Origin of the sequence: Kitasatospora sp. NPDC056531 (assembly GCF_042794375.1) — a bacterium.
Taxonomy (GTDB): Bacteria; Actinomycetota; Actinomycetes; order Streptomycetales; family Streptomycetaceae; genus Kitasatospora.
The window spans coordinates 13,589-29,824 of record NZ_JBHTTU010000001.1 but is presented as its reverse complement, the minus strand read 5'-3'; the positions used below and the strand labels follow the sequence as shown (position 1 = coordinate 29,824).

The 16,236-nt window shown below is 69.1% G+C and carries 18 protein-coding genes; 16 read left to right on the top strand and 2 right to left on the bottom strand.

Annotation, left to right across the window (positions count from 1 at the left end):
* The first annotated feature begins 133 nt into the window (after positions 1-133).
* From secY to glmM, 15 genes are all read left to right on the top strand, one after another.
* The gene (gene secY, locus ACFQ87_RS00170) at positions 134-1,444 is read left to right on the top strand and encodes a preprotein translocase subunit SecY (RefSeq protein WP_380608257.1); all 1,311 of its coding nucleotides are present in this window, start codon (positions 134-136) and stop codon (positions 1,442-1,444) included.
* On the top strand, positions 1,444-2,097 hold the full coding sequence (locus tag ACFQ87_RS00165; RefSeq protein ID WP_380608256.1) for an adenylate kinase: 654 nt from the start codon (positions 1,444-1,446) through the stop codon (positions 2,095-2,097). Before secY ends, ACFQ87_RS00165 begins: the two co-directional genes overlap by 1 nt.
* A gap of 116 nt (positions 2,098-2,213) precedes the next feature.
* Positions 2,214-3,053 (top strand): type I methionyl aminopeptidase, encoded by an 840-nt coding sequence (gene map / locus ACFQ87_RS00160; protein WP_380608255.1) that lies wholly within the window; start codon positions 2,214-2,216, stop codon positions 3,051-3,053.
* A gap of 142 nt (positions 3,054-3,195) precedes the next feature.
* On the top strand, positions 3,196-3,621 hold the full coding sequence (gene mscL / locus ACFQ87_RS00155) for a large conductance mechanosensitive channel protein MscL (RefSeq protein ID WP_380608254.1): 426 nt from the start codon (positions 3,196-3,198) through the stop codon (positions 3,619-3,621).
* A gap of 192 nt (positions 3,622-3,813) precedes the next feature.
* Positions 3,814-4,035, top strand: a complete 222-nt coding sequence (gene infA, locus ACFQ87_RS00150; protein WP_003956442.1) for a translation initiation factor IF-1 — start codon at positions 3,814-3,816, stop codon at positions 4,033-4,035.
* A 32-nt stretch (positions 4,036-4,067) separates the two neighbouring features.
* Positions 4,068-4,181: a 50S ribosomal protein L36 gene (gene rpmJ, locus ACFQ87_RS00145; RefSeq protein WP_003956441.1), complete on the top strand. Its 114-nt coding sequence runs from the start codon at positions 4,068-4,070 to the stop codon at positions 4,179-4,181.
* A gap of 176 nt (positions 4,182-4,357) precedes the next feature.
* The gene (gene rpsM, locus ACFQ87_RS00140; protein WP_380608253.1) at positions 4,358-4,738 is read left to right on the top strand and encodes a 30S ribosomal protein S13; all 381 of its coding nucleotides are present in this window, start codon (positions 4,358-4,360) and stop codon (positions 4,736-4,738) included.
* 72 nt (positions 4,739-4,810) lie between these two features.
* The gene (rpsK, locus tag ACFQ87_RS00135) at positions 4,811-5,218 is read left to right on the top strand and encodes a 30S ribosomal protein S11 (protein WP_030232513.1); all 408 of its coding nucleotides are present in this window, start codon (positions 4,811-4,813) and stop codon (positions 5,216-5,218) included.
* A gap of 145 nt (positions 5,219-5,363) precedes the next feature.
* The gene (locus ACFQ87_RS00130) at positions 5,364-6,386 is read left to right on the top strand and encodes a DNA-directed RNA polymerase subunit alpha (protein WP_049649049.1); all 1,023 of its coding nucleotides are present in this window, start codon (positions 5,364-5,366) and stop codon (positions 6,384-6,386) included.
* Positions 6,387-6,513: 127 nt separating this feature from the next.
* Positions 6,514-6,993 (top strand): 50S ribosomal protein L17, encoded by a 480-nt coding sequence (rplQ, locus tag ACFQ87_RS00125; protein WP_380608252.1) that lies wholly within the window; start codon positions 6,514-6,516, stop codon positions 6,991-6,993.
* Between the two features lie 90 nt (positions 6,994-7,083).
* Positions 7,084-7,995: a tRNA pseudouridine(38-40) synthase TruA gene (gene truA, locus ACFQ87_RS00120; RefSeq protein ID WP_380608251.1), complete on the top strand. Its 912-nt coding sequence runs from the start codon at positions 7,084-7,086 to the stop codon at positions 7,993-7,995.
* 41 nt (positions 7,996-8,036) lie between these two features.
* Positions 8,037-9,695: an ABC-F family ATP-binding cassette domain-containing protein gene (locus ACFQ87_RS00115; protein ID WP_380608250.1), complete on the top strand. Its 1,659-nt coding sequence runs from the start codon at positions 8,037-8,039 to the stop codon at positions 9,693-9,695.
* 231 nt (positions 9,696-9,926) lie between these two features.
* Positions 9,927-10,370, top strand: coding sequence for a 50S ribosomal protein L13 (rplM, locus tag ACFQ87_RS00110; RefSeq protein ID WP_030055846.1), 444 nt, complete (start codon positions 9,927-9,929; stop codon positions 10,368-10,370).
* A 46-nt stretch (positions 10,371-10,416) separates the two neighbouring features.
* Positions 10,417-10,926, top strand: coding sequence for a 30S ribosomal protein S9 (rpsI, locus tag ACFQ87_RS00105; protein WP_380608249.1), 510 nt, complete (start codon positions 10,417-10,419; stop codon positions 10,924-10,926).
* A 162-nt stretch (positions 10,927-11,088) separates the two neighbouring features.
* Entirely contained in the window at positions 11,089-12,453 is a 1,365-nt protein-coding gene (gene glmM / locus ACFQ87_RS00100) for a phosphoglucosamine mutase (protein ID WP_380608248.1), read from the top strand.
* A 108-nt stretch (positions 12,454-12,561) separates the two neighbouring features.
* Here the strand turns inward: glmM and coaA are convergent, their stop codons facing one another.
* Entirely contained in the window at positions 12,562-13,557 is a 996-nt protein-coding gene (gene coaA / locus ACFQ87_RS00095) for a type I pantothenate kinase (protein WP_380608246.1), read from the bottom strand.
* 99 nt (positions 13,558-13,656) lie between these two features.
* Here coaA and glmS point away from each other — a divergent pair, with 99 nt between their 5' ends.
* On the top strand, positions 13,657-15,513 hold the full coding sequence (gene glmS / locus ACFQ87_RS00090) for a glutamine--fructose-6-phosphate transaminase (isomerizing) (protein WP_380608244.1): 1,857 nt from the start codon (positions 13,657-13,659) through the stop codon (positions 15,511-15,513).
* A gap of 32 nt (positions 15,514-15,545) precedes the next feature.
* On the opposite strand, the gene ACFQ87_RS00085 is transcribed toward glmS, so the two are convergent.
* A complete protein-coding gene (locus tag ACFQ87_RS00085) occupies positions 15,546-16,103 on the bottom strand; it encodes a Uma2 family endonuclease (RefSeq protein ID WP_333493489.1) in 558 nt (185 codons plus the stop codon).
* Between the last annotated feature and the right edge of the window lie 133 nt (positions 16,104-16,236).

Sequence of the window (16,236 nt, the reverse complement as noted above, 5' to 3'; positions counted from 1 at the left end):
TAGAGTCCGTGGAGTTCCCTTGTAGGCTGCGCGTAGGCTCGCCTATGCCGTCTGTACGGGAGCCCGAACCGCAAACTCCCCATTCCAGGACCGACCCTCCCGCCGACGACGTGCGGGAGGCGCAGGAGGCACCGTGCTCAGTGCGTTCGCGCGGGCGTTCCAGACGCCCGACCTGCGCAAGAAGCTGCTGTTCACGCTGGGCATCATGGTGCTGTTCCGGCTGGGCTCGCACATTCCGATGCCGGGCGTGAACTTCACGGCCGTGCACGAGTGCGTGAAGGAGACCAAGAACAACGGCCTCTTCGGGCTCGTCAACCTGTTCAGCGGTGGCGCGCTCCTCCAGCTGACGATCTTCGCCCTCGGCATCATGCCGTACATCACGGCGAGCATCATCCTCCAGCTCCTCACCGTCGTGATCCCGCGACTGGAGATGCTGAAGAAGGAGGGTCAGGCCGGCCAGGCGAAGATCACCCAGTACACCCGCTACCTGACCATCGCGCTCGCCGTGCTCCAGGGCACCGGCATCGTGGCGACGGCCTCCAGCGGCGCGCTGTTCTCGGGCTGCCCGCTGGCCAACCAGATCGTGCCGGACACCTCGGTGTTCCGGATCGCCGTCATGGTCATCACGATGACCGCCGGCACCACCGTCATCATGTGGCTGGGCGAGCTGATCACCGACCGCGGTATCGGCAACGGCATGTCGCTGCTGATCTTCACCTCGATCGCCGCGCAGTTCCCGACCAACATGTGGGCGATCAAGCAGTCCGGCACCATCGGCGGCGGCTGGGTCGAGTTCCTCTCCGTCATCGCGGTCGGCGTCATCGTTGTGATGCTGGTCATCTTCGTCGAGCAGGCCCAGCGTCGGATCCCGGTCCAGTACGCGAAGCGGATGATCGGCCGCCGGGCGTTCGGCGGCACCTCGACCTACATCCCGCTCAAGGTGAACCAGGCCGGTGTCATCCCGGTCATCTTCGCCTCGTCGCTGCTGTACATCCCGGCTCTGGTCGTTCAGCTGACCAACAGCCAGGCCGGCTGGGCGGTGTGGATCAAGCAGAACTTCGTCAAGGGTGACCACCCGATCTACATGGCCACCTACTTCCTGCTGATCGTCTTCTTCGCCTTCTTCTACGTCGCGATCTCCTTCAACCCCGAAGAAGTTGCCGACAATATGAAGAAGTATGGTGGCTTCATCCCGGGCATCCGGGCCGGCCGGCCGACGGCCGAGTACCTGAACTACGTGCTGACCCGAATCACGTGGCCGGGTTCGCTCTACCTGGGCCTGATCGCGTTGATCCCGATGATCGCCCTGGTCGCCTTCGGACAGCAGACCAACTTCCCGTTCGGCGGCACCAGCGTTCTCATCGTCGTCGGCGTCGGACTCGAAACTGTGAAGCAGATCGAGAGCCAGCTCCAGCAGCGCAATTACGAAGGGTTCCTCCGCTGATGCGTATCGTCCTCGTTGGTCCTCCCGGGGCCGGGAAGGGTACTCAGGCGCACTTGCTCGCCAAGACCCTGTCCATCCCCCACATCTCCACCGGCGACCTGTTCCGCGCCAACATCGGCCAGGGCACCCCACTGGGGCTCGAGGCCAAGAGCTACATGGACGCGGGTCGCCTGGTGCCGGATGAGGTCACCATCGGGATGGCCAAGGACCGCATGCTCCAGGCCGACGCGGCCAACGGCTTCCTGCTCGACGGCTTCCCCCGCAACCTGGGCCAGGCCAAGGCGCTGGACGAGTTCCTCGCCGAGCAGGGCATAGAGCTGGACGGCGTGCTGGACCTGGAGGTCCCCGAGGACGAGGTCGTCCGCCGGATCGCCGGCCGCCGCCTGTGCCGCAACGACGGTGGCCACGTCTTCCACGTGGACTACAACCCGCCGAAGGTCGAAGGCGTCTGCGACGAGTGCGGCGGCGAGCTGTACCAGCGCTCGGACGACACCGAGGACAAGGTGCGCACGCGCCTGGAGGTCTACCACACGGAGACCGAGCCGATCATCGACTACTACGTCCAGCAGGGCCTGGTGGCGACGATCTCGGCCCTCGGCAAGGTGGACGAGGTCACCCAGCGCGCGATCGAGGCGCTGAAGCAGAACGGCTGAGTTCCCTCAGCGAGGTACGCGTGTACGGCCGGGTCGCCCGTGGAGCGGGCGGCCCGGCCGTTTCGGCGTCGTACGGTGGTAGGCAGTGGTAATCCGGACTTGGAAGGCGTGACCTGATGGTGGAGATCAAGACCCCCGAGCAGATCGCGAAGATGCGAGCGGCCGGGCTGGTCGTCGCCGAGGCGCTCAAGGCCTGTCGCGAGGCGGTCGCTCCCGGGGTGACCACCCAGGAGCTCAACGACATCGCCGACAAGGTCATCACCGGCCACGGCGCCACCTCGAACTTCCGCGCCCACCACGGCGGTCTGTGGTTCCCCGGCGTGATCTGCGCCTCGGTGAACAACGAGGTCGTGCACGGCATCCCGGGTGAGCGGGTACTGCAGGAGGGCGACGTCATCTCGATCGACTGCGGCGCCATCCTGGACGGCTGGCACGGCGACTCGGCGATCACCGTCGCGGTCGGCGAGGTCCGGCCCGAGGTCGAGATGCTGAGCCGGGTGACCGAGGGCTCGATGTGGGCCGGCATCGCCCAGATGAAGAAGAACAACCGCCTGGTCGACGTCTCCAAGGCGATCGAGGGCTACATCCGTCGCCAGCCGCTGCCGCCCAAGGGCAAGTGGGGCATCACCGAGGGCTACGGCGGCCACGGCATCGGCACCGCGATGCACATGGAGCCGCACGTGCTGAACTACGTCGAGCGCGGCCGCGGCAAGGGCCCGAAGCTGATCCCCGGCACCGTGCTGGCGATCGAGCCGATGGTCTCGCTGGGCACCCCGCACACCACCGTGCTGGACGACGAGTGGACGGTCGTCACGAACGACGGCACCTGGGCCTCGCACTGGGAGCACTCGGTGGCCGTGACGGAGCAGGGCCCGCTGGTGCTGACCGCCTTCGACGGCGGCAAGGCCGAACTCGCCAAGCTGGGCATCACCGCAGCTCCGGACCCGCTGGCGTAGTCGCGGCGGCGCACGACTGCCGCCCCTGACGAGGGATCAGAGCCCTGGAGGTTTGGACCTCCAGGGCTTTTGTCCTATTTTTGACGGCTGGCAGTGGCAATCTGCGGCTTGACTGGCCTTCGATCGATGCAGGAGAGAGCACGTGCTCAAGGGATTCCGCGACTTCATGATGCGCGGCAACGTCGTCGACATGGCGGTCGGTGTGGTCATCGGCGCCGCGTTCACCGCCGTGGTGACCGGCTTCGTGTCGGCCTTCCTCACCCCGCTCGTCGGTGTGGTGGTCGGCGCGGCCGGCGACTTCAGCTCGTACAAGGCGACGGTCGCCGGGGTCACCTTCCCGTACGGCCAGTTCCTGAACGTGCTGATCGCGTTCTTCATGACCGCCGCGGTGCTGTACTTCTGCATCGTGCTGCCGATCACCAAGGCCACCGCGCGCTACCTGCCGAAGAAGCCGAAGGCCCCGAAGCGCCCCTGCCCCGAATGCCTGACCGAGATCCCCGAGGCCGCCCGCCGCTGCTCGGCCTGCACCGCCCACGTGGAGCCGCTGACGGTCCCCTCCGGGCTCTGAGGCACGGGTGTGACGTGTACCGCCTTCCGGGTCCCGGTTTTGGCCCATCGGACGCGCTGGCGTAGGATGGACCGTCGGCTCACTCGTAGCGTGCTTCAGCACGCCCTCTTCCCTTCGGGGCTGGGGTGAACCCAGGTTCGCACGAGCGTTCCGCATACGGTAGCCGGTCCCGGAAGGTGGATCTCGCAGTTCATGGCTAAGAAGCAAGGCGCCATTGAGATCGAGGGCACCGTGATCGAGTCTCTTCCGAACGCGATGTTCAAGGTCGAGCTGCAGAACGGTCACAAGGTCCTCGCGCACATCAGTGGCAAGATGCGCATGCACTACATCCGCATCCTGCCGGACGACCGGGTCGTCGTGGAGCTCAGCCCCTACGACCTCACGCGCGGCCGGATCGTCTACCGCTACAAGTAAGAACGTCAGATCTAGACCCGGAGAACCTGAACATGAAGGTCAAGCCGAGCGTCAAGAAGATCTGCGACAAGTGCAAGGTGATCCGCCGTCACGGCCGGGTCATGGTGATCTGCGACAACCTGCGCCACAAGCAGCGCCAGGGCTGATCTCTCCCCAGCATTTCTCGTAGTACTTCGCGCGACGCGAAAACGTCATAAGCGGGCTACCCGATCCGTCCTGGAACAGGCGGACTGCCGCCCCCGGTCAGAGGCCGGGGCTCCCTCACCGTGAGGTGTCGGAGTAGGTAGCACGCAAGACCTCTGAAGAACCACAGGAGCCTTGAATGGCACGCCTCGCCGGCGTTGATCTCCCCCGTGAGAAGCGGATCGAGATCGCCCTCACCTACGTGTACGGCATCGGCCGTACCCGCGCCCAGCAGACCCTCGCCGAGACCGGCGTCAACCCGGATGTCCGCGTTCGCGACATCACCGAGGACGACCTGGTCAAGCTGAGCCAGTACATCGACGCCAACTTCACGGTCGAGGGTGACCTCCGCCGCGAGGTGGCCGCCGACATCCGCCGCAAGGTCGAGATCGGCTGCTACGAGGGTCTGCGTCACCGCCGTGGCCTGCCGGTCCGCGGCCAGCGCACCCACACCAACGCGCGTACCCGCAAGGGCCCGCGTCGCGCGATCGCCGGTAAGAAGAAGCCGGGCAAGAAGTAGTCCGTCCCGTAACCGGACATCCCTCCGGCCCGCGGGTCAGCGGACCGACCACCTCAGTAGGAGAACAGACTTATGCCCCCCAAGGGTCGTCAGGCTGCCGGCGCGAAGAAGATCCGCCGCAAGGAAAAGAAGAACGTCGCTCACGGCCACGCGCACATCAAGAGCACGTTCAACAACACCATCGTTTCGATCACCGACCCCGCGGGCAACGTGATCTCCTGGGCCTCCGCCGGCCACGTCGGCTTCAAGGGCTCGCGCAAGTCCACCCCGTTCGCCGCGCAGATGGCCGCCGAGGCCGCTGCCCGTCGCGCGCAGGAGCACGGCATGCGCAAGGTTGACGTCTTCGTGAAGGGTCCGGGCTCCGGCCGCGAGACCGCGATCCGTTCGCTCCAGGCCACCGGCCTGGAGGTCGGCTCGATCCAGGACGTCACCCCCACCCCGCACAACGGCTGCCGTCCGCCGAAGCGCCGCCGCGTCTGACGCAGCGCCTTCGGGCTCGCAGTCTCTGCTTTAAACCTGGTACGGGCTCCTACGCCGTTGATTCAACACAGCGCGCAGGAGCCCGTACTCTTGGTCCTGTCGGCATCAAATAGTGGGTGCCGAAGACAACTGGAGGAACCTCCCCATGCTTATCGCTCAGCGTCCTTCGCTGACCGAAGAGGTCGTCGACGAGTTCCGCTCGCGGTTCGTGATCGAGCCGCTGGAGCCGGGCTTCGGCTACACCCTCGGCAACTCCCTGCGCCGCACGCTCCTGTCGTCGATCCCGGGTGCCGCTGTCACCAGCATCCGCATCGACGGCGTCCTGCACGAGTTCACCACCGTGCCGGGCGTCAAGGAGGACGTGACCGACCTCATCCTCAACATCAAGCAGCTGGTCGTCTCCTCGGAGCACGACGAGCCGGTCGTGATGTACCTGCGCAAGCAGGGCCCGGGTGTCGTCACCGCCGCCGACATCGCCCCGCCGGCGGGTGTCGAGGTGCACAACCCCGAGCTGGTCCTCGCCACGCTGAACGGCAAGGGCAAGCTGGAGATGGAGCTGACCGTCGAGCGCGGTCGCGGCTACGTCTCCGCCGTCCAGAACAAGGCGTCCGGCCAGGAGATCGGCCGCATCCCGGTCGACTCGATCTACAGCCCGGTGCTGAAGGTCACCTACAAGGTCGAGGCCACCCGTGTCGAGCAGCGGACCGACTTCGACAAGCTGATCGTCGACGTCGAGACCAAGCCCGCCATGCGTCCGCGCGACGCCATGGCCTCGGCCGGCAAGACCCTGGTGGAGCTGTTCGGCCTCGCCCGCGAGCTGAACATCGACGCCGAGGGCATCGACATGGGCCCGTCCCCGACGGACGCCGCCCTGGCCGCCGACCTGGCGCTGCCGATCGAGGAGCTGGAGCTCACCGTCCGCTCCTACAACTGCCTCAAGCGCGAGGGCATCCACACCGTGGGTGAGCTCGTCGCCCGCTCCGAGGCCGACCTGCTCGACATCCGCAACTTTGGTGCGAAGTCGATCGACGAGGTCAAGGCGAAGCTGGCCGGCATGGGCCTGGCCCTCAAGGACAGCCCGCCCGGGTTCGACCCGACCGCTGCCGCCGACGCCTTCGGCGCCGACGACCTCGACGACTCGCACTTCGCCGAGACCGAGCAGTACTAAGAGATTTGGCCGCGGGGGCGGTTCCACGGAGCCGCCCCCGTCGTCATGAAAGCCGTACGGGCACAGTGCCCGTACGCCCGCTGCGGTACCTGGTACGGCCGCAGTCGGAGATACAAGGAGTAATTCCATGCCGCGTCCCACCAAGGGTGCCCGCCTCGGCGGCGGCCCGCACCACGAGCCGCTGCTGCTCGCCGGTCTGTGCCGGGAGCTGTTCCAGTACGGCCGCATCACCACGACCGAGGCCAAGGCCCGTCGGATGCGCCCGCTGGCGGAGAAGCTGATCACCAAGGCGAAGAAGGGCGACATCCACAACCGTCGCCTGGTGCGCAAGACGATCACCGACATCGCCGTGCTGCACACCCTCTTCACCGAGATCGCGCCGCGCTACGAGAACCGCCCGGGTGGCTACACCCGCATCACCAAGATCGGTCCCCGTCGTGGCGACAACGCCCCGATGGCCGTGATCGAGCTGGTCGAGGCGCTGACCGTCGCCCAGACCGCCGTCGGCGAGGCCGAGGCCGCCACCAAGCGCGCCGTCAAGGAGGCCGAGGAGGCCAAGGTCGAGGAGACCAAGGCTGACGAGGCCGCCGAGGCCGAGCAGGCCTGACGCCTCTAGGTGTTGCCGCGGGCCCGCTTTCCCAGCGATGGGGGAGCGGGCCCGTTCCTTGTCCGCGAGGTCCCTGGGAGAAGAGAAGCAGTGGTCAGTGATTGCGCCGAGCAGCCGCCGGTGAAGGACGGTCCGGCCGACGGGTACGTCCGGGTCCGGCTCGACCTCGCCTACCACGGCGCCGAGTTCTCCGGCTGGGCCCGCCAGAAGGGCGGTCGCCGGACGGTCCAGGAGGAGATCGAGAGCGCGCTGCAGGTCGTCACCCGCAGCCAGGAGCTCTTCCCGCTCACCGTGGCCGGCCGCACCGACGCCGGGGTGCACGCCCGCGGCCAGGTCGCCCACGTGGACCTCCCGGCGGAGCTGTGGGAGGCGCACCGGGAGAAGCTGCTGCGCCGGCTGGCCGGGCGACTGCCCGGGGACGTCCGGATCTACCGGGTCGGCGAGGCGCCGGCCGGGTTCGACGCGCGCTTCTCGGCGATCTGGCGCCGGTACGCGTACCGGGTCGCCGACCACCCCGGCGGGGTCGACCCGCTGCTGCGCGGGCACGTGCTCTGGCACGACCGGCCGCTGGACCTGGACAGGATGAACGCGGCCGCGAAGCTGCTGGTCGGCGAGCACGACTTCGCCGCGTACTGCAAGAAGCGCGAGGGCGCCACCACCATCCGCACCCTGCTGGAGCTGCACTGGGACCGCGTCCCGGTGGACACCTACGCGGCCCAGGAGGGCTCGCTGGCGGTCGCCACCGTCCGGGCCGACGCCTTCTGCCACAACATGGTCCGGGCGCTGGTCGGCGCGATGCTGCTGGTCGGCGACGGGCACCGGCCGGTGGAGTTCCCCGGCGAGGTGCTGGCCGGCGGGGTCCGCAACTCGGCGGTCAACGTGATCCGGCCGTACGGGCTCACGCTGGAGGAGGTCGGCTACCCGGCCGACGACCAGCTCGCCGAGCGCAACCGCCAGGCCCGGCGGATGCGCACGCTGCCCGGGCAGCAGGCTGTCGGGTAATCCGTTTTGGCCGGAGGCGTCGGCTTGGGACAATCGCTCCCATGGGACACGTCGAGATTTCGCACCTTGAGTACTACCTGCCGGACGGGCGGGTGCTGTTCGACGACGCGTCCTTCCGGGTCGGCGAGGGCGCCGCGGTCGCCCTCGTCGGGGCCAACGGCGCCGGCAAGACGACGCTGCTGCGCATGATCGCGGGCGACCTCCAGCCGCACGGCGGCTCGGTGACGATCAGCGGCGGGCTCGGCGTGATGCGCCAGTTCGTCGGCACCACCGGCCGCGAGGACCAGTCGGCGACCCCGGGCGCGCTGCCGGCCGACGCCTCCGTCCGCGACCTGCTGGTGTCCGTCGCCCCCGGGCGGATCGCCACCGCCGCCCGTGCGGTGGACGCCGCCGAGCTCGCGATGATCGCCCAGGATGACGAGAAGACCCAGATGGCCTACGCCCAGGCGCTCTCCGACTGGGCCGACGTCGGCGGCTACGACTACGAGACCGACTGGGACGTCTGCACCATGGCGGCCCTCGGCGTGTCCTTCGACAAGGCCCAGTGGCGCGGCCTGAACACCCTCTCCGGCGGCGAGCAGAAGCGGCTCGTCCTGGAGGCGCTGCTGCGTGGCCCGGAGGAAGTGCTCCTCCTCGACGAGCCGGACAACTACCTGGACGTCCCGGGCAAGCGCTGGCTGGAGGAGGCCATCCGGGCCACCTCGAAGACCGTGCTGTACATCTCGCACGACCGCGAGTTGCTCTCCAAGACCGCCGACAAGATCATCGCGGTCGAGTCCGGCGCCGCCGGCAGCAGCGTCTGGGTGCACGGCGGCGGCTTCGACTCGTTCCACGAGGCCCGCAAGGACCGCTTCGCGCGCTTCGAGGAGCTGGGCCGACGCTGGGACGAGGAGCACGCCAAGCTCAAGAAGCTGGTCGTCACCCTGCGCCAGGCGGCCTCCGTCAGCCACGCGCTCGCCACCCGCTACGCCGCCGCCCAGACCCGGCTGAAGAAGTTCGAGGAGGCCGGCCGCCCGGAGGAGCCCCCGCGCGAGCAGAGCATCACCATGCGGCTCAAGGGCGGGCGTACCGGCATGCGCTCTTTCACCATGGAGCAGCTGGAGCTCACCGGTCTGATGCAGCCCTTCGACCTGGAGGTCTTCTACGGCGAGCGGGTCGGGGTGCTCGGCGCCAACGGGGCGGGCAAGTCGCACCTCCTGCGGCTGCTGGCCGGCGACGAGACGGTCGAGCACACGGGGGCGTGGAAGCTCGGCGCCCGGGTCGTCCCGGGCCACTTCCGGCAGACGCACGCCCATCCGGAGCTGTTCGGGCGTACCGTCCGCTCGATCGTCGAGGAGGAGCACGCGCTCAGCCGCGGCGCCGCGATGGGCGCGCTGCGCCGGTACGAGCTGGACCGCCAGGAGGAGCAGAAGTTCGAGTCGCTGTCCGGCGGCCAGCAGGCCCGGCTGATGATCCTCAAGCTCGAACTCTCCGGTGTGACGGCCCTGTTGCTCGACGAGCCGACCGACAACCTGGACCTGGAGAGCGCCGAGGCGCTGCAGGCCGGGCTGGAGGCCTTCGACGGCACGGTGCTGTGCGTCACCCACGACCGCTGGTTCGCCAGGACCTTCGACCGCTACCTGGTCTTCGGGGCCGACGGCCGGGTGTACGAGTCGCCCGAGCCGGTCTGGGACGTCACCCGGGTGGAGCGCGAACGCTGAGTGACGGCCCGGTGGGCGGAGGGGATTTTTGACCCCTCCCCGCCCGCCCGGTAACCTGGACGCTTGATGTGCGTATTGGCTCGCTCTATCTCACGTGAGAGGTCGGTACGCCGGAGACATCAGGTCGACGACCAGCGGTCCCCCTTGAATTGCGTCCAAGGTTGGCCAGGCTGCTCTTCCGTCCGGGTGCTCCTGTCAGGACTCACTCACTGAAAAGCGAAGGCTACGACCGTGCGTACGTACAGCCCCAAGCCCGGCGACGTCCAGCGTCAGTGGCACGTCATCGACGCGACCGACGTCGTGCTCGGCCGCCTGGCTTCCCAGGCCGCCAACCTCCTCCGGGGCAAGCACAAGGCGATCTACGCGCCGCACGTTGACACTGGTGACTTCGTCATCATCATCAACGCCGACAAGGTGCACCTGTCCGGTAACAAGAAGACCCAGAAGCTGGCCTACCGCCACTCGGGCTTCCCGGGCGGTCTGCGCTCGGTGCGCTACGACGACCTGCTGGCGAACAACCCCGAGAAGGCCGTCGAGAAGGCCATCAAGGGCATGATCCCGAAGAACAGCCTGGGCCGTCAGATGCTCTCGAAGCTGAAGGTCTACTCGGGCGACCAGCACCCCCACGCTGCCCAGCAGCCGGTGCCGTTCGAGATCACCCAGGTCGCGCAGTAATTCCGGCCACCAAGCCCCCCATCACTGAAAAGAGCTGAGGAACACCGTGGCCGAGACCACTGAAACCCTTGAGGTCGACTTCGACGAGGCCGTTGAGGCCGTCGAGGGCGAGTACACCTCCGAGGAGACCTACACCTCCGAGTCCCTGGCCGGCCGCTTCGGCGAGGCCGTCCCCGGCGCCGGCCTCGGCCGTCGCAAGGAGGCGATCGCCCGCGTGCGCATCGTCCCCGGCACGGGCGTGTGGAAGATCAACGGTCGCACCCTTGAGGACTACTTCCCCAACAAGGTGCACCAGCAGACCGTGAACGAGCCCTTCAAGCTCCTGGAGCTGGACGGCCGTTACGACGTCGTCGCCCGCATCAGCGGTGGCGGCGTCTCCGGCCAGGCCTACGCGCTGCGCCTCGGCGTGGCCCGTGCCCTGAACGAGGCCGACGTGGACAACAACCGCGGCGCCCTCAAGAAGGCCGGCTTCCTGACCCGTGACGCCCGCGCCGTCGAGCGCAAGAAGGCCGGTCTGAAGAAGGCCCGCAAGGCGCCGCAGTACAGCAAGCGCTAATCGCGTCCCCGGGGGTGCGTTCCGCCCTGGCGGCGCACCCCCTGGTTGCGCAAACCGTCGCCCCGGAGTACCTCGTGTACTCCGGGGCGACGTGTTCCCCGGCTAACGTGCGGCGGCCGGGATCATCGGTGGGTTCCGAGCATGGTGATGGAGGACGGGACAGTGGGACGACTCTTCGGTACGGACGGCGTACGCGGGGTGGCGAACGAGGGCCTGACGGCGGAGCTGGCGCTCGGCCTGTCGGTCGCGGCCGCCCATGTGCTCGGCGAGGCCGGCGCCTTCGACGGGCACCGGCCGGTCGCGGTGGTCGGCCGTGACCCGCGTGCCTCGGGCGAGTTCCTGGAGGCCGCGGTCATCGCCGGGCTGGCCAGCTCCGGGGTCGACGTCCTGCGGGTCGGTGTCCTGCCCACCCCGGCCGTGGCGTACCTCACCGGCGCGCTCGGCGCCGACATCGGCGTGATGCTGTCCGCCAGCCACAACGCCATGCCGGACAACGGCATCAAGTTCCTCGCCCGCGGCGGCCACAAGCTGGACGACCGGATCGAGGACGCGATCGAGGCGCACTACCGCAAGCACACCGTCGGCGGCGAGGACTGGAACCGTCCCACCGGCGCGGCCGTCGGCCGGGTGCGCGAGTACACCGAGGGCTTCGACAAGTACGTCGCCCACCTGATCGGCGTGCTGCCCAACCGCCTGGACGGCATCAAGGTCGTCATCGACGGCGCCCACGGCGCCGCCGCGTACGTCGCCCCCGAGGCCTTCGCCCGGGCCGGCGCCGAGGTCGTCCACACCCTGGGGGCCGAGCCCACCGGCCTCAACATCAACGACGGCGTCGGCTCCACCCACCTGGACCGGCTGCGCGTCGCGATGAAGGAGCACCGCGCCGACCTCGGCATCGCCCTGGACGGCGACGCCGACCGCTGCCTGGCCGCCGACGCCGAGGGCGAGGAGGTGGACGGCGACCAGATCATCGCCATCCTCGCCGTCGCCATGAAGGAGGCCGGCACCCTGCGCCGCAACACCGCGGTGGCCACCGTGATGTCCAACCTCGGCTTCAAGCTGGCGATGGAGCGCGAGGGCATCGACCTGGTGGAGACCGCCGTGGGCGACCGCTACGTGCTGGAGGCGATGAAGGAGCAGGGCTTCGCGCTGGGCGGCGAGCAGTCCGGCCACGTCATCCTGCTGGACCACGCCACCACCGGCGACGGCACCCTGACCGGCCTGATGCTGGGCGCCCGACTGGCCGCCACCAAGCAGCCGCTGGCCGACCTGGCCGCCGTGATGACCCGGCTGCCGCAGGTGCTGATCAACGTCAAGGGCGTCGACAAGAGCCGGGTGAAGACCAGCGTCGAGCTGGCCGAGGCGGTCGCCGCGGCCGAGGCCGAGCTGGGCTCCACCGGCCGGGTGCTGCTGCGCCCGTCCGGCACCGAGCCGCTGGTCCGGGTCATGGTCGAGGCCGCCGACCCGGCGCAGGCCGAGGCGGTTGGGCAGCGGCTGGCCGAGGCGGTGCGCACCCACCTGGGCTGACGGCCCCCTCGTACGGCGCAGGCCCCCACTGGAGACAGTGGGGGCCTGCGGGCGTTTCCAGGGCTCCAGGGGGCCTCCGGGGGCCTTCCCGGGCTTCGCGGGGGCTGGCTAGAGCTTGCGCAGCAGCGCCCGGCGGACCTTGTGGTCCGGGCCCTTCTGCAGGATCAGGGTGGCCCGGCCGCGGGTCGGCAGCACGTTCTCCAGCAGGTTGGGCTTGTTGATGGTGCGCCAGACCTGGCGGCCGTACTCCATCGCCTCCTCCTCCGGCACCTCGGTGAAGCGGCGGAAGTAGGAGTTCGGGTCCTGGAAGGCGGTCTGCCGCAGCTTGCGGAATCGGTCCAGGTACCAGTGCTCGATGTCGTCGGTACGGGCGTCGACGTAGATCGAGAAGTCGAAGTAGTCGGCCACCGCGAGGCGGGTGCGGCCGTCGGTGCCGGGCAGGGCCGGCTGGAGCACGTTCAGGCCCTCGACGATCAGGATGTCCGGGCGCTCCACGGTCAGCCGCTGGTCCGGCACGATGTCGTACACCAGGTGGGAGTACACCGGCGCCGTGACCCGGTCCTTGCCTGCCTTCACGTCCGCGACGAAGCGCATCAGAGCCCGGCGGTCGTACGACTCGGGGAACCCCTTGCGGGCCATCAGGCCGCGGCGGCGCAGCTCGGCGTTGGGCAGCAGGAAGCCGTCGGTGGTGACCAGCTCGACCCGGGGGTGCTCGGGCCAGCGGGCCAGCAGCGCCTGCAGCAGACGGGCCGTGGTGGACTTGCCGACCGCGACCGAGCCCGCCACGCCGATGATGAACGGGGTGCGGGTGCGCTCGGTGTCCGGGGTGTCCAGGAACGTGCCCAGGGTGCCGCGCAGCTCGTGCGTGGCGTGGATGTACAGGTTGAGCAGCCGGGACAGCGGCAGGTAGACGTCGCGGACCTCGTCCAGGTCGAGCGCCGTGCCGAGGCCGCGTAGCTGCTCCACCTCCTCGGCGGTCAGCGGCAGTGGCGTACGCTCGCGCAGCGCGCTCCACTCGGCCCGGCTGAGGTCCACGTAAGGGGACGGCGACGGGCCGGGCGTGGCGGCGCCCCGCGTACAGAGTTCGGTCAGCACATGCTCCATTGTGAGCCGTAGCGGTGTTCACGGTGGCTGTGGTGTCGGTCACGCAGGGTTGGTCCGAGGCGGGAAAACGGCCACAGAACCGCCCTTATGCTGGCACGCATGTGCGGAATTGTTGGATACGTGGGCGCGCAGTCCGCCCTCGACGTAGTAATCGCGGGCCTGCAGCGACTGGAGTACCGGGGCTACGACTCGGCCGGTGTCGCGGTGCAGGCGCAGGACTCCCAGGGGCAGTGGGGTCTGGTCACGGACAAGCGGGCCGGGAAGCTCGCCAACCTCGAGAAGTCGCTCGCCGAATCCCCTCTGCCCGGCGGCACCACCGGCATCGGCCACACCCGCTGGGCCACCCACGGCGGTCCGACGGACGCCAACGCCCACCCCCACCTGGACGACGACAACCGGGTGGCCGTGGTCCACAACGGCATCATCGAGAACTTCGCCCAGCTGCGCGCCGAGATCGCCGAGCGCGGCCACACCCTCCGGTCCGAGACCGACACCGAGGTCGTCGCCCACCTGCTGGGCGAGGCGTACGAGGGCGACCTCGCCGAGGCCATGCGGGTGGTCTGCCGCCGCCTGGACGGCGCCTTCACCCTGGTCGCCGTGCACGCGGACGCGCCCGGCGTGGTCGTCGGCGCCCGCCGCAACTCGCCGCTGGTGGTCGGCCGCGGCGAGGGCGAGAACTTCCTGGCCTCGGACGTCGCCGCCTTCATCGCGCACACCCGCGAGGCGATCGAGCTGGGCCAGGACCAGGTCGTCGAGCTGCGCGAGGGCGGCGTGACGGTGACCAACTTCGACGGCACCCCGGCCGAGGTGCGCGAGTACCACGTGGACTGGGACGCCTCCGCCGCCGAGAAGGGCGGCTACGACTACTTCATGCTCAAGGAGATCGCCGAGCAGCCGAAGGCCGTCGCCGACACCCTGCTGGGCCGGATCGGCGCCGACGGGCGGCTGACCCTGGACGAGCTGCGCATCTCCGACGCGGACCTGCGCTCGGTCGATAAGGTCGTCATCGTCGCCTGCGGCACCGCGTTCCACGCGGGCATGATCGCGAAGTACGCGATCGAGCACTGGACCCGCATCCCCTGCGAGGTCGAGGTCGCCTCGGAGTTCCGCTACCGCGACCCGATCATGGGCCCGGGCACGCTGGTCATCGCCATCTCGCAGTCCGGCGAGACCATGGACACCCTGATGGCCCTGCGGCACGCCCGGGAGCAGGGCGCCAAGGTGCTGGCGATCTGCAACACCAACGGCTCCACCATCCCGCGCGAGTCGGACGCGGTGCTGTACACCCACGCCGGCCCGGAGGTCGCGGTCGCGTCCACCAAGGCGTTCCTGACCCAGCTGGTCGCCTGCTACCTGGTCGCCCTCTACCTGGGCCAGGTGCGCGGCACCAAGTGGGGCGACGAGATCTTCACCATCATCCGCGAGCTCGGCGACGCGCCGAAGCAGGTCGAGCAGGTGCTGGAGACCATGGAACCGGTGCGCGAGCTGGCCCGCTCGCTGGCCGACGCCCGCTCGGTGCTGTTCCTCGGCCGCCACGTCGGCTTCCCGGTGGCCCTGGAGGGCGCGCTCAAGCTCAAGGAGCTCGCCTACATGCACGCCGAGGGCTTCGCGGCGGGCGAGCTCAAGCACGGCCCGATCGCGCTGATCGAGGAGGGGCTGCCGGTCGTGGTGGTCGTGCCCTCGCCGCGCGGGCGGTCGATCCTGCACGACAAGATCGTCTCCAACATCCAGGAGATCCGGGCCCGCGGCGCACGCACCATCGTGATCGCCGAGGAGGGCGACGAGGCGGTCGTGCCGTACGCGGACCACCTGATCCGCATCCCGGCGACCCCGACCCTGCTGCAGCCGCTGGTCTCCACCGTGCCGCTCCAGGTCTTCGCCTGCGAGCTGGCCACGGCCAAGGGCCACGAGGTCGACCAGCCGCGCAACCTGGCGAAGTCGGTCACCGTCGAGTAGTAGCGGCGTGGTGCCCCTGCGGTGGCTGTGCCCTACCGCAGGGGCGCCGTGTCGAGCGTGAAGGAGAACGGCGCGGGGAGTTTGATGCGCCTACCGAATTCGGTCTCGTGAAGGGTGGTGTAGTCGCCGTCCTTCGGATCCGTGAACAGCGTCACCGTGCCTTCGCTGCGGTCGATGAGCAGGTAACAGGGGATTCCCGCAGCGGCGTAGCCCAGGCGCTTGGACTCGCGGTCCTTGTGCGGGTTGATCGATGTCACTTCAAGGACCAGTTCGACTCCCACTGCGGATGACCACGAATCCTGAGCGCGGAAATGGCCGACGGGAGCGACCGTGGCGTCTGGAATGAAACGGCCCTTGGGGGTGATCAACCCCTTCCCGCCGCTGACGTACAGCTCCTCGGCCGCCTCACGCGCAACCGCGCGGGCGAACCGGGCAATGGCGTCCTCATGGTCGCCGTCCGGCGGTGGCGTCACGACGATCTCCCCTTCGATGAGCTCGGCCTTGAAACCGGGCGGCGTGTCCAGCTCCAGAAACGCCTGGAGGACGCTGTCCTGGTCCAGCGGGTGCTCGACTGCCGGCATGGCGACCATGGCCCTTCTCCCTCCTGCTGGTTCGTGTCGAGCCACAAGGTAGGTGCACGGACTCAAGCCGGTGGGGGATCGAAGTGGTTGTCACTCGAAAGTGTGCCGCAGGCCCGGCTCCCGTGGGGCGGTGACGCGGGCT